Annotated in this window: 10 protein-coding genes; 5 read left to right on the top strand and 5 right to left on the bottom strand. The window is 39.9% G+C overall.

What is annotated here, in order from left to right; translation table 11 throughout:
- Positions 1–19: 19 nt before the first annotated feature.
- From trxB to ESA94_RS18655, 3 genes are all read right to left on the bottom strand, one after another.
- Complete coding sequence (gene trxB / locus ESA94_RS18665; protein ID WP_129132609.1) at positions 20–961, bottom strand: thioredoxin-disulfide reductase; 942 nt, start codon at positions 959–961, stop codon at positions 20–22.
- A 90-nt stretch (positions 962–1,051) separates the two neighbouring features.
- Positions 1,052–1,939 (bottom strand): DUF4249 domain-containing protein, encoded by an 888-nt coding sequence (locus ESA94_RS18660; protein ID WP_129132465.1) that lies wholly within the window; start codon positions 1,937–1,939, stop codon positions 1,052–1,054.
- A 207-nt stretch (positions 1,940–2,146) separates the two neighbouring features.
- Entirely contained in the window at positions 2,147–3,007 is an 861-nt protein-coding gene (locus ESA94_RS18655; RefSeq protein WP_129132464.1) for a sigma-70 family RNA polymerase sigma factor, read from the bottom strand.
- Between the two features lie 282 nt (positions 3,008–3,289).
- Between ESA94_RS18655 and ESA94_RS18650 the strand changes: the two genes are divergently transcribed.
- Together ESA94_RS18650 and ESA94_RS18645 are read left to right on the top strand one after the other, a co-directional pair.
- Positions 3,290–4,312 (top strand): threonine aldolase family protein, encoded by a 1,023-nt coding sequence (locus ESA94_RS18650; RefSeq protein ID WP_129132463.1) that lies wholly within the window; start codon positions 3,290–3,292, stop codon positions 4,310–4,312.
- A 69-nt stretch (positions 4,313–4,381) separates the two neighbouring features.
- Positions 4,382–6,046, top strand: coding sequence for a LamG-like jellyroll fold domain-containing protein (locus tag ESA94_RS18645; protein WP_129132462.1), 1,665 nt, complete (start codon positions 4,382–4,384; stop codon positions 6,044–6,046).
- Positions 6,047–6,139: 93 nt separating this feature from the next.
- On the opposite strand, the gene ESA94_RS18640 is transcribed toward ESA94_RS18645, so the two are convergent.
- Positions 6,140–8,266, bottom strand: coding sequence for a carboxy terminal-processing peptidase (locus tag ESA94_RS18640; protein WP_240671103.1), 2,127 nt, complete (start codon positions 8,264–8,266; stop codon positions 6,140–6,142).
- A 247-nt stretch (positions 8,267–8,513) separates the two neighbouring features.
- Between ESA94_RS18640 and ESA94_RS18635 the strand changes: the two genes are divergently transcribed.
- Positions 8,514–9,875, top strand: a complete 1,362-nt coding sequence (locus tag ESA94_RS18635; RefSeq protein ID WP_129132461.1) for a DUF2339 domain-containing protein — start codon at positions 8,514–8,516, stop codon at positions 9,873–9,875.
- A gap of 11 nt (positions 9,876–9,886) precedes the next feature.
- On the opposite strand, the gene ESA94_RS18630 is transcribed toward ESA94_RS18635, so the two are convergent.
- Positions 9,887–10,819 (bottom strand): AraC family transcriptional regulator, encoded by a 933-nt coding sequence (locus tag ESA94_RS18630; RefSeq protein ID WP_129132460.1) that lies wholly within the window; start codon positions 10,817–10,819, stop codon positions 9,887–9,889.
- A gap of 161 nt (positions 10,820–10,980) precedes the next feature.
- Between ESA94_RS18630 and ESA94_RS18625 the strand changes: the two genes are divergently transcribed.
- Positions 10,981–12,414 (top strand): sialate O-acetylesterase, encoded by a 1,434-nt coding sequence (locus tag ESA94_RS18625; protein ID WP_205756017.1) that lies wholly within the window; start codon positions 10,981–10,983, stop codon positions 12,412–12,414.
- A 76-nt stretch (positions 12,415–12,490) separates the two neighbouring features.
- The gene (locus ESA94_RS18620; RefSeq protein WP_129132459.1) at positions 12,491–13,096 is read left to right on the top strand and encodes a hypothetical protein; all 606 of its coding nucleotides are present in this window, start codon (positions 12,491–12,493) and stop codon (positions 13,094–13,096) included.

Here is a 13,096-nt window from a genome sequence, read left to right as displayed (position 1 = left end):
GTTTAAAATTTTATATAAACTATGCCAATCCTTTTGCAGAAAGATAACGTTCTGAATCTAACGCTGCCATACAACCGCTACCCGCAGCTGTAACAGCCTGGCGATAATGTTTATCCTGCACATCGCCTGCTGCAAATACACCTTCTACATTTGTTTTAGATGTACCAGGCACTGTTAAGATATAACCTGCTTCGTCCATATCAACAAATCCTTTGAAGATATCGGAGTTAGGCTGATGACCGATTGCAACAAAAAAGCCCTGCACCGGAATTACCGATTCTTCGCCTGTTTTGTTGTTCTTCACTTTCATACCTTCTACTTTTTTATCACCTAATATTTCAAGCGTTTCGGTATTCCAGTGTATTTCAATGTTCGGTGCATTCAACACACGATCCTGCATTACTTTAGTTGCACGCATTGCATCTTTACGAATAAGCATATGCACTTTCGTACAAAGCTTGCTCAGGTACAAAGCTTCTTCTGCTGCGGTATCGCCTGCGCCAACAATCGCTACTTCTTTACCACGAAAGAAAAACCCATCGCATACAGCACATGCACTAACACCGTAACCGTTTAAACGTTGTTCACTTTCAAGACCCAGCCATTTTGCACTGGCACCTGTGCTGATGATTACGCTGTCTGCTTCGATGAGTTTTTCATCATCGATCCATACTTTATGTGGAGTTGAACTGAAATCAACTTTTGTTGCAAGTCCGTAACGGATATCGGCACCCATACGGGCTGCCTGCTTTTCAAAATCAACCATCATTTCCGGGCCTTGTACGCCTTCGGGGTAACCGGGATAGTTTTCAACTTCTGTAGTAATCGTTAACTGGCCACCGGGCTGAATTCCCTGGTACAATACAGGTTTCAGGTTGGCTCTTGATGCATAAATAGCGGCGGTATAACCGGCAGGACCGGATCCGATGATTAAACAATGTACTTTTTCTGCTGCTTCCATAATCGTCTTCAAAAAATTTTAGTCGACAAATTTAGCCCTATCCGGGCAATGAAAATGTAACCTGCGTTACAATGAACAGGGTGTGGATAATTAACGGGGAATATTAACCGTAGTGTACCGGCTTGAATAACCTCCAAAATATCCGAGTGCTCCGTTGCCAATGTTACCAATGATTTTTGTTGGGGTTGAAAAAGGATTGCCAATACTTTGATAACTGTATTCTACCGTACGCCAGAAATCGAAAGTAGCTTTGTCTATACTGCTGAATTTAACGGTTACCTTATCGCCTTTGCGAAAGAACCCATATTCTTCAAAATCAAGATCGGCATTGCGGTCTACGCCTTTATCTACATCAACCGTGTAGGTTGTGCCGTTTACAAAAGCATCGTCAAAAACAGAATTAAAGCCAGGCAAAAATGTACCGTTGTTTACACTGGTAAAATAACGGGCATAATCACCAAAGGGCTGCGGATCTATCACCCTTGCCCGAACCACTACTTTCGTACTTGTATCGGGCGTATTGGGAGCTTTTACCCACCATAGCGAGTCGATATACTTGCGGGCTGCAGGAATGGTTGTAGTTGATTTGTATTCTTTCCCCTGCCACACGATACGCAACTGATACGATTTTCCTTCTTCTCCACGAATAATGGTTGAAGCATTGGCAGTATCGCTGCTGTAATAACTGAAAGGAATGGTAGTGCCGGGTAAAACAACATCGTACCTGCGTAATTGATGTGTATTGTTTCCGGTTGAAAGATACACTTCGGCATCTTTAATGATTGTATTGGCTAAAACTTCGGCAGATACTTTCGAAAAATAATTAAGGCTTTTTGTAAGTACAACAGTCGGGCCTTGCCCGCTTTCGATCGATGCATCAACAGTTAACAGCGGCATTGTTTCTTTTAAATCAAACTCCACTTTCTTTTCGCAGCCAATCAACACAAAAAGCAAAACAACGGTTGAAATGTATTTCATATGTTCATTTCAGGTTTTGTTTGATAACATTTCCTTTTTCAAAAATACGGGCAGATCTGTGATGTTGTTGTGAGGTAACTGCTAATTATAATCAAGGCCATGGGTCTCGACTACGCTCGACATAAAATTCCTTCGACTACGCTCAGGATATGAAAAACCCCGACACTCAGGCCGGGGTTCGATACTTAATACCCATTATTCAATATCTTAATTGCCCAGGTAACTCTTCAGCGCATTGCTGTAACGAGCTTTCTGCAGGCGTTTAATTGCTCTTTCTTTGATCTGGCGGATACGTTCTTTTGTAAGATCGTATTTCTGACCAATTTGTTCGATGGTTACACCATTTTCACCATCCAAACCAAAATAAGCATTTACGATTTCCGCTTCACGTGGGCTGAGTGATTTCAGTACACGACGGATTTCGTTACGAAGCGAATCTTTCATTACATCTTCGTCTGTATCGTCGCTGCCTTCCAGTAAATCACCCATTGCCACATCTTCCGCTTCGTGCACAGGAGCATCGAGTGAAGTATGACGGGTATTGCTTTGGAAAATATTGTTGATCTCTGTTTCGCTCATTTCCAGGATATCTGCCAGCTCTTCAGTAGAAGGCTCACGCTCATGCTCCTGTTCGAACGCCATGTATGCTTTGTTTGCTTTGTTGTATGTACCGATCTTATTTTGGGGTAAACGCACCAAACGACCTTGCTCAGCCAAAGCCTGCAAAATCGATTGACGGATCCACCAAACCGCATAAGAAATAAATTTAAAACCCTTGGTTTCATCGAAACGTTGAGCCGCCTTGATCAGACCGAGGTTACCCTCGTTGATAAGATCACTTAACGATAAACCCTGATGTTGGTATTGCTTAGCCACAGAAACCACGAAACGCAAGTTCGACTGAACCAGTTTATCCAAAGCACGTTGATCGCCCATTTTAATACGCTGAGCCAAAGTTGTTTCTTCTTCCGGCGTAATCATCGGGATCTTCGAAATTTCCTGTAAATACTTCTCAACCGCTTGAGAATCACGGTTGGTAATCTGGGTTGCAATTTTGAGCTGCCGCATATTGAATTCCTCTTAATTGTTTGAAACGTTACTTAGACAGGGAAATTTGACCGGGAGTTGCAAAAAACTGGTTAATAATCCACTGTAAACCGTTTGCAAAGGTAATCATCAATCGTCGTTTTTCATAGTGTATGTTAATAATTGAAGCTAAACTGGGTGTTGTTCGATCTTTTACGGTTCAAACTTCCTTCGTATATACAACGCTTTAAGGCTTCGGTTTGTTTATTTTTACTGAAAATAATGTAGGGACAACAAGCCCTGTAAAAACATTAAATCATTGATATGGAATGGATTGACTTAAGAAGTGATACTGTAACCAAGCCTACTAAACCAATGTTGGAAGCCATGTGGCAGGCACCGGTTGGCGACGATGTTTTTGGAGAAGACCCAACTGTGAATAAGTTGGAAGAAACGGCGGCAAATATGTTTGGAATGGAAGCGGGTATCTTTTGCCCTTCAGGAACCATGACCAACCAGATTGCCATAAAAATGCATACCCAGCCCGGCGATGAGGTGATTTGTGATGAGCTGAGCCATGTTTACCAGTACGAAGGTGGTGGTATTGCATTTAATTCCGGCGCTTCCGTTCGGTTGCTTCAAGGTAACCGAGGACGGGTTACTGTAGCGCAGGTTGCAGAAGGTATCAATAACAGGGATGATATTCATAAAGCCGTTTCGAGCTTGGTTGTACTGGAAAATACCAGCAATCGTGGCGGGGGAAGTTGTTACGAGCTGGCTGAAATAGAAGCAATAAAAAATCTTTGTAAAACAAACGGCCTGATCCTCCATCTTGATGGAGCCCGTTTGTTCAATGCCTTGGTTGAAAAGCAACAACAAGCTGCCGATTTTGGTCGACTGTTCGATTCCATTTCCATTTGCCTGAGCAAAGGGTTGGGTACACCTGTAGGCAGTTTACTGTTGGGCACAAAAGAAAAAATTAAAAAAGCCCGTCGTATTCGTAAAGCGTTTGGTGGCGGTATGCGGCAAGCGGGCATTATTGCTGCTGCGGGATTATATGCACTGGAGCATCATGTTAACCGTTTGGCAACTGATCATATACATGCAAAATTGATAGAAGCCGCTCTCCTCTCTAACCCCAAAGTAGAAACGGTACTGCCCGTTGAAACCAACATTGTCATCTTTAAAATAAAAGACGATGTTAATCCAGAACAACTCGTATTACAGTTAAAAGAAAAAGGTATTCTTTGTTTTACGATGGGTAAGCAACAGATACGTTTTGTACTTCATTTGGATGTGAGTGAAGCAATGGTACAACGAACTGTTGAGCTACTTCAAAAAATATAACCGCTGATACTCTGATTATTGAATCACTCTTTTCATTTTCAAAACTCATCGACAACTTCCACCAGGCATATGAGATTTTTCCTCACAACTTCTGTTTTAATATTTTTTTTATGCAATAGCGCAAGGGCGCAGGTAAACTTAAATAAAGGTCTTGTTGCCTATTATCCTTTTAACGGCAATGCAAACGATGAAAGCGGTAACAGAAACAATCCATCGGCAGCACAAATTACTTTTGCGGCCGATCGTTTTGGAAACAAAAATGCAGCATGCGCCTTCAACGGCCGAAACAATTACATCCGGATTCCCGATAATGCAAGCCTGCGTTTCAGAAATGGATTTTCAATATCTGTTTGGGTGATGGTAAAAGGGTTTTATGATGGCAAATGTCATGGAAACAGAATTGTAATGAAAGGAGATGCCGATTATTTAGACGGCAGCTATATGCTTACGTTTGACGATAACAGGTCAAGCAATGGCAATAATTGTTATACAGAAAGACCAGATAAAAGCCGGCAATCTTTCTACGGAGCATTTGCAGCTTCAACATCCAACGAATATATAGTACCGGGAAAATGGTACCTGCTAACCTATACTTATGACGGCACAAATGCACTGCTTTACATAGACTGCAAGCTGCAGGCAAAGGGCATTGTAAAAAACTACAACTTCGCTAATAAATATGATTTATTCTTTGGAAAAATGGACAACATGCAATACCCGTATTGGTTTAATGGTTTGCTTGATGAAATAAGGTTTTACAACCGGCCTCTTTCAAAAAATGAAATTTCGGCTTTATGTACGTTTACACCTGAAAAATCAAAAACCAACTGCGACGAAAAAGAAATTGTTTCTGCAAAGTTTGGTTATACTGTAAAAAACTGTAACAGCATAATATTTAATCTTTCTGCTGCCTCAATCGCAAACCTAAAAAGTATACAATGGAATTTTGGAGATGGTATTACAACAAACCAAACATCTCCATCTCACACTTATGCAAAATATGGTAAATACAAGGTAAAAGTTATTACAATAAATAAATTCGGCTGTGCCGATACTGTTATCAAAGAAGTAACTCTTGTTAAACCAAAATCAGATTTCACTTATTCAGAAACAGACGAGCCCGGTAAAATTCAATTCAAAGCAAAGAATAAAAGTGAAAATCATACCTGGACGTTCGACACAACCAACGACGCAAAGAAAGAATTCGCCCCAATCCATTTGTACAACAAGTCCGGCAATTATAAAGTACAATTGATTACTGAGAATAATACCGGTTGCAGGGATACTGTTCAGAAGCAGATTAGTATAAATCTAAAGCTGCCAATTACGACATTATCAACCGAAAAGGAAACAAAACTCATTTCTGCTCCGGAAGCACCAAAACTAAAGTTAGAAAAAAGAGCAGATAACGTCATTCAACATATTTTAGTAGAGAACGAGTACGTTAATATTTCAATCTACGATAATGGAATAATAGATGGAGATAGTGTTACATTGATTTACAATGATGAAATAATAGCCAATCATCAACTACTTAATAACAAACCGCTCTCTTTTCGAATAAAAATTGACCGTAACCGAGGTAAAAATGAATTAAAAATGTATGCTGAAAATCTCGGAAGTATTCCACCAAACACAGCCTTACTCATTATTGATGACGGAAATCAGAAACACAGAATTCATATATCCAGCAGTAAGTCCAGCAATGGGATAATCTCATTCACGACAAAATAAAAACACTTTGCACCTGTTTTAAACCCATGGAATAAAGCAAACGCCCCGCAAAATTGCGGGGCGTTTGCTTTATTATGATTGCACTTTTAAGAGTTATTGCTTTGCAGCCTGTTTATTCTGTGCAATAAAATGTTGTTGTATCATGTCGCTCATGATGTTCACTGTTTCGCCTAAATGGAGATCATTCTTTAAACGGGTAATGAACAGCTTGTTTCTTTCTTCTTTATTGGTATTGCCTTTAATTGTGGCCATATCCACTTCCAGGTTTGTTACTTCTAAAGGAGAAGTAAGTTTTGTAACAGAATCAATTGCCTGGATAGTGTTGCCAAGTGTTTTCTTTTCCTGGCGGAACTTATCGATCTTCAACGAGAAGTGCTTATCGTCGTAATTGGAAAGCCAGTTTGTTTTTTGAACAATCTGTGTAAACGCCGGGCTTTGTGCCACACGTTGTTTGCTTTGCTGAATAATATAATTCAGATCAAAATCAGACTTCCATGCTTTAAACTGTGCACCACCAATTTCATCCCAAGGCAATGCTGTAGGCTCATCTTTTTCACGCATCTTCAGGTATTCGTATTGGTCAGGCAAAACAATATCGGGTACCACACCTTTCAATTGTGTGCTTGCACCGGTTACACGGTAGAACTTTTGTAATGTGAGTTTGATATTACCAAGATCTGAAGGGTTATTACTTACCCAGCTTGCACGGTCTAGTTCAATATTACGTTGTACTGTACCCTTACCATAAGTTGAAGTACTGCCCACAACCAACCCACGTTTATAATCCTGGATAGCACCAGCAAAAATTTCTGATGCAGAAGCACTGAATTCGTTCACCATTACAGTTAACGGTCCTTCCCATAATACATTCTTATTACGGTCACGAAGAATAGTCGGTGCTTCATCCCTGCTCTTCACTTGCACAACAGGGCCATCTTCAATAAACAGACCAACCATTTCTACTGTTTCCATTAACGATCCACCGCCATTTAAACGCAGATCGATAATTAAACCCTGTACACCTTCGGCCTTCAGTTTAATAATTTCCTTTGCTACATCCTGTGCACAACGGTTACCGTTTGCATCCTGGAAGTCGGCATAGAAAGCAGGTAAAAAGATGTATCCGATTTTATGATTATCGGGCCCTTTAATAATCGTACTCTTTGCACGGTTTTCTTCCAGGTCAATCTTTTCACGAATCATCGAAACCACTTTAATTGCACCACTTGGCTTTTTAATGGTTACACGCACTTCGGTATCTTTTTTACCACGGATCAAACGCACAGCATCCGGCACTTCAAAACCGGTTAAATCCTGTGGCTCGGCATTACCTTGTGCAACTTTCAAAATAAAATCACCCACTTGTATTTCGCCCGATTTTGCAGCAGCACCGCCGGCAACAATTGAAGCGATCTTAATATTGCCATCTTCTTCCTGTAAGGAAGCACCGATACCAAAAAACTCACCTGCACTCATTTGCTCATCGAAAGCAATTTTTTCCAATGGTGGCAGGTAGTTGGTATGCGGATCCATTGTTTCGGTAATACTGTTTACGAGGTAATTGAAACGGTCTTCATCTTTAAACCTGTTACGCAAACGATCGAACATGCGGTCGAAGGTTTTCAACACTTTTTCACGTGCTTCTTTTTCCAATTGGGCATTTGTTTTCGCCTCAAAGCCTTCTTTGCCTTTGTTCTTTTCTTGTTGTTCAACAAGATCAACATAACGATCGAGCGTGTAATATTTCAACTTTAAGCGCCATGCTTCTTTACGTTCTGCTTCGTTTCTTGGATAGGTACGCTTATCGTCATCATCGTTATACTTTTCATCCACATTAAAGTCGAATGGCTTTTGCAAGATTTCTTTGTACAATACAGCCACTTCTTCCATGCGTTTTTTATACACGGTGTTGATAGCATAAAACGACTCCAGCTGCGAACCGTGAATCTCATCATCAATACGGCCTTCGTATTTTTTAAATTCTTTGATATCCGATTGAAGGAAATAAGATTTCTCCGAATCGAGATACTTCATAAACTTATCGAACACCACTTTCGAAAAACCATCATCAATTTTCTTAGGATTGTAATGCCCTTCTTCGAGGAACTCTCCTATCAACTTCAGGATGCGTTCAAATCGGTTAGTGGGTTCTCTGCGGATACCGGATGATTGTACGGCAAAAAAGATACTGCCCCCCAACAGGAGAACAAGTATGATCATGAAACTCTTTTTACTGAACATATATTGGATAAAATTTGACATAAATGATTGAGTAAAAATAACGAGAAAAGCCGAGTTCTACTAAGCCGTTCGTACAAATGCAGGCTTTTAACAACCTGTTGGGTCAAAAGTTATGCCTTAAATTTCAATAACCGCCAATTTCAGCGTTGCAACAATCATCCGGCTTACTGCTTTTTTTTTGACCATTGTCAATCTTTTTGTAATCCCCGGTTCTTACTTTAGTTCCATGACAGACAATTCTAAAGAGCAACTGCAGCAGCTTATTCAACAAATGAAAGCTTTGGAAGAACAGCAGGAAAACGGCCGGCTTGAACTTCTGAAACTAAAGAACGAGCTACGGAATTTTCTTTATAACAATGCCGACAACAGGGCGGCTTTTCAACCGCCCCAACCAGCAGCAAAATCAACTTTCAGCCTGGAGCAGTTCATTGGGTTGAAGCTCTTAAATTTTGTGGGGATTATTGTACTGTTAATAGGGATTGCCATTGGCGTAAAATTTGCCATTGATAAAAATCTTATTTCGCCTTTATTACGGATCGTCTTTGCTTATGTTTCGGGTGGAGCTTTACTGTTTCTGAGTATTCTGCTTAGGAAAAAATATGAAGCATTCAGTGCAATCCTTTTTAGCGGTGCTGCAGCTACATTCTATTTTACTACCTATGGTGCATTTGAATTTTACGGCTTTATTGCACGGCCTGTTGCTTTTTCGATGATGGTAGCTTTAACCGTTGCAACAACATGGGTTGCCTTAAAATTCAATCGCCAGGAAATTGCAACACTTGCATTTGTTGGTGCTTATGGCATCCCTTTTCTTGTAGGTGGCGAATCGGGAAACATGGCCGCCCTCTTTTCCTATCTTTTTATCATCAACTCCGGTATTTTGTTTGTTTCATTCAGAAAAGATTGGGAGCTGCTGAAATACTTATCGTTCTCGTTTACATGGATCATTTTCATTGTATGGCTTGTAGCTGAATATAGTGCTGAAGTTTGGTTCGGCACGGGTTTGGCTTTTACGATTGCTTTCTTCGGCCTGTTTGCAGTAACCATTTTAGGTTTTCGCATATTGCGAAACCAACAACTTTTAGCCACCGATTATTTATTAACCGGCTTGCTGAGTCTCTTTGTTTACATATCGCTGATAGCACTTTATAAAACCGAAAGAGAAACAACTGTATATGCCGACATTACTTTGTTCTACGGTCTTTTTCAGTTTGCATTGAGTATTGTTGTTTATCAATTCTTAAAACAATACCGCAACCTCTGCGACTGGTTTATTTTCACGGGCATTATTTTTCTTGTATTATTTGTGCCTATTAAATACAGCGGCATAACCATTTCACTTATCTGGATAGCAGGTGCAATTGCTTTGTTTACGGCCGGTTTCTTCCTGAAAAAAAGAATACTTCGTTTCTTCTCTATCGGATTGTTTGGCATTACGCTGTTTAAACTAGTTGTATCGGACAGTCAGCGGTTTTCTACAATTGAAAAAATCATTACATATGTTTCAATTGGTGTGGTACTGCTGGTTATTTCTTTTCTTTATCAGAAATACAAAGAGCTATTGTTTGCAAAAGACAGAAAAGAATAAACGCTGCATTATCAACTCATATTCGCTTTTGCTTCATCAATCCTTCTTGTGCGATACTTCTTTGGCGACATGCCAATAATGGTGCGGAAGCGCTTGGAAAAATAATACGGATCATCAAAGCCCATACTAAACGCAATGTCTTTAATGGAACGATCGGTAAAGTCTAACTGCTGACAGGCTTTCTGCATTTTTAGCTGTAAAAAATAATCGATCGGCGCATAACCCGTTTTTTGTTTGAACAGGTTGGAGAAACGTGATACCGAATAATTATACTGCTTACTCAAATCATTCAGCGAAATATTATCGTTGATATGCTCCTGCATAAAAAGGATAGCACTGTCTACACAATCGAGCTTATCATTTGCAGTAGAAGTATAATGGCGTGAGTTGTAAATGAACAGGGTTAGAAAATGCGAAAGGCACATGTTAGCAAACAACAGGTTATCGATACTGTAACCCAGCTCCAGTGTTTTATAGATCTTCATAAAAATGGGAATGATCTCCCCATTATTCTTTACATATTCCGGTTTAAAATGCTTCTGCACTTCATGCACTTCGTTAAACTGTGGTAACGAATCGCCGCCGAAATGGATCCAGTAGATTGTCCATGGATGATCGGGACTGCTGCCATAGGTATGCTCTGTATTTTGCGGAAGAATAAAAAATTCGTTTGGACCTACTTCGTAACGTTGTTTACCGATCTGGAAAAAGCCATGCCCATCTACACAATAGAACAAAAAGTTTTCCGGTAACCCTTTCTTACGATATGTAAAATGATCTTTTGCTTTAGGATAATACCCAATGGAATGGATGTGCAGATGCTGCAGCATAGGATTACTGTTTACCCTCGACTTTAAAATAGTTTTGGGTATTTCAATACGCTGGCGGCCTACACCGTACCAGATATTTTTATGCGAGCCTTCTTTGTTGTCCTTTTCCTTCATACTGCAAGCAAGTAAATGGATATGGCGTGAAAATTACTAAAAAACACAATGCTGCAACAACCAACCATCAATCAATAAAAAACAAACATCCGGTCGTGTAAGCACATGACGCATAAGCCGCCGAAAACAGTACATTCGTTTCCCTAAAAACAATCGTTGCCATGCAAAAAAATATGCTTCGCATTATTACCCTTGCTATCCTCTTCGTTTTTCAGCAAGCAATTGCCCACGCTACTATTAAACTTCCTTATTTTTTTAGCGATAATATGGTGCTGCAGCAACAAACCGAGGCGGCTATCTGGGGTTGGGCCAAGGCCGGAAGCACGGTAAAAGTGAGCACATCCTGGAACAAAGTCAGTTACAATACAAAAGCTGACGCCAATGGAAAATGGAAATTGAAAGTAAAAACCATCCAGGCGGGCGGACCTTATACCATTACCATCAGCGATGGTGATGCTGTTACATTAAAGAATGTATTGCTGGGTGAAGTATGGCTTTGCAGCGGACAAAGCAATATGGAAATGCCGATGAAAGGTTACCGTGATCAGCCGATACTTGCCGGCAATGATGCCATCTTTAATTCAACAAATGATCAGATACGTTTGTACACTGTGCCCCGTTCGGTGCAACGTACTGCGCAGGATACAACCAAAGCTTCTACCTGGAAAGCAGCAGAGCCTGAAGCAGTGAGCAACTTCAGTGCTACGGCTTATTACTTTGCAAAAATTTTACAGAAACGATTGAACGTACCCATTGGTATTGTAAACATCAGTTATGGCGGCTCACCTGTTGAAGCATTTATGGATGCCGAAACATTAAAAGCATTCCCTGAGATCAAAGTACCTTCTCCAACCGATACAACAAAGCTTAGCAACAAAGACGCAACTGTTTTATACAATGGAATGTTGGGTGCATTTCTAGGTTATACCATTAAAGGTTGTTTGTGGTACCAGGGTGAAAGCAACAATGATCGTCCAAAACAATACGAAACCTTGTTTCCTGCATTTGTAAAACAGATACGAGAACAAAGTGGTCAAGGTGATTTTCCGTTTTATTTCTGCCAGATCGCTCCGTATAATTATAATAACTATGCAGCGGTAAATATCAACAACAATAACTCAGCTTACCTGCGTGATGCTCAACGGAAAGCTCTTGCAAAAATTCCAAACAGCGGCATGGCGGTGTTGATGGATATTGCTGAAGAGTTCAATATACACCCGGCCGATAAAGCAACCGGCAGCAAGCGTTTGGCCTATATGGCATTGGCAAAAACATACGGACTGAAAGGTTTTGGTTATGAAAGTCCGGCGTTTGAATCAATGGCAGTGAGCGGCAATACCGTTACCATCAAATTTTCAAATGCACCGATGGGTTTAACTGCTTATGGAAAAACATTGCAATTGTTTGAAGTAGCAGGCAGCAATAAAATTTTCCGTCCTGCAAAAGCGTTGATCAGTGGAGGAACGATTGTGGTTTCAGCACCTGATGTAAAAGAGCCTGTTGCGGTACGTTATGCATTTAAGGATTTTGTGATCGGTGATTTGTTTAGTGTAGAAGGTTTTCCGGTGAGTAGTTTTAGAAGTGATGATTGGTGATGATTGCCACGGAGGCACGGATTTTTCGCATGATTTTATGTTTATGGAAATCTTTATTTATAGCATCTAGCAAAAGATGAAAGTAGCTTTTCTTTTATCCACTTTTTTCTCATGCCTGTGCATTAACACCTCAGCACAAGAAATTGATAGTAAAATCGACAGCTTTACAAGAGTCAACAATATTGATAGTTTTTTGGTGTATTTCATTACTTGCAATGATCTTGCCCACTCTATCGATAGTTGTAATCAAAGCCCTTCTCTTTATTTAATATGGAAGAAAAATGGCAATTTCTTCATCCAAAAATTTGAACATTGTGAAGATTACAAAGCCATTCAAATTAGTAATGAGAATCCTTTAAGTTTCTATTTCACTAACAAAGAAATCATTAGCAAGGAAGAAATTAAGTCTCCTGTTTATTATGAGTACAAGAAAGAAAAAGGCCGTAAATACACAATAGAAGTAACCTCTACCCGGAGTCATTCATGTTTTTACAATATATTTTTCCGAACAAACATAAATTCCTTCCAAAAGAGAATAGATTCTTACAACCTGGATTTTACTGAATATAGTGATGGCAAGAAAAGTATTAACACGAAATATAACAACAGTACAAAACTCAAGCAACTAATAGGGGATTTGAAAACTTTCGTCAACTTAACTTCATTTAAAGAGATCAATTAA

It is taken from the genome of Lacibacter luteus (assembly GCF_004118265.1).
In the GTDB taxonomy this organism is placed as follows: Bacteria; Bacteroidota; Bacteroidia; order Chitinophagales; family Chitinophagaceae; genus Lacibacter; species Lacibacter luteus.
Note: the sequence above shows the minus strand (reverse complement) of the source record. Positions and strands in the feature narration are given on the sequence as shown.

Bases quoted from the DNA above. Each gene is read 5' to 3' on its own strand.
- ESA94_RS18655 (WP_129132464.1), bottom strand. From the start codon at position 3,007: ATGCGGCAGCTCAAAATTGCAACCCAGATTACCAACCGTGATTCTCAA.
- ESA94_RS18630 (WP_129132460.1), bottom strand. From the start codon at position 10,819: ATGAAGGAAAAGGACAACAAAGAAGGCTCGCATAAAAATATCTGGTAC.
- ESA94_RS18660 (WP_129132465.1), bottom strand. From the start codon at position 1,939: ATGAAATACATTTCAACCGTTGTTTTGCTTTTTGTGTTGATTGGCTGC.
- ESA94_RS18635 (WP_129132461.1), top strand. From the start codon at position 8,514: ATGACAGACAATTCTAAAGAGCAACTGCAGCAGCTTATTCAACAAATG.
- ESA94_RS18650 (WP_129132463.1), top strand. From the start codon at position 3,290: ATGGAATGGATTGACTTAAGAAGTGATACTGTAACCAAGCCTACTAAA.
- ESA94_RS18640 (WP_240671103.1), bottom strand. From the start codon at position 8,266: ATGATCATACTTGTTCTCCTGTTGGGGGGCAGTATCTTTTTTGCCGTA.
- ESA94_RS18625 (WP_205756017.1), top strand. From the start codon at position 10,981: ATGCAAAAAAATATGCTTCGCATTATTACCCTTGCTATCCTCTTCGTT.
- trxB (WP_129132609.1), bottom strand. From the start codon at position 961: ATGGAAGCAGCAGAAAAAGTACATTGTTTAATCATCGGATCCGGTCCT.
- ESA94_RS18645 (WP_129132462.1), top strand. From the start codon at position 4,382: ATGAGATTTTTCCTCACAACTTCTGTTTTAATATTTTTTTTATGCAAT.
- ESA94_RS18620 (WP_129132459.1), top strand. From the start codon at position 12,491: ATGAAAGTAGCTTTTCTTTTATCCACTTTTTTCTCATGCCTGTGCATT.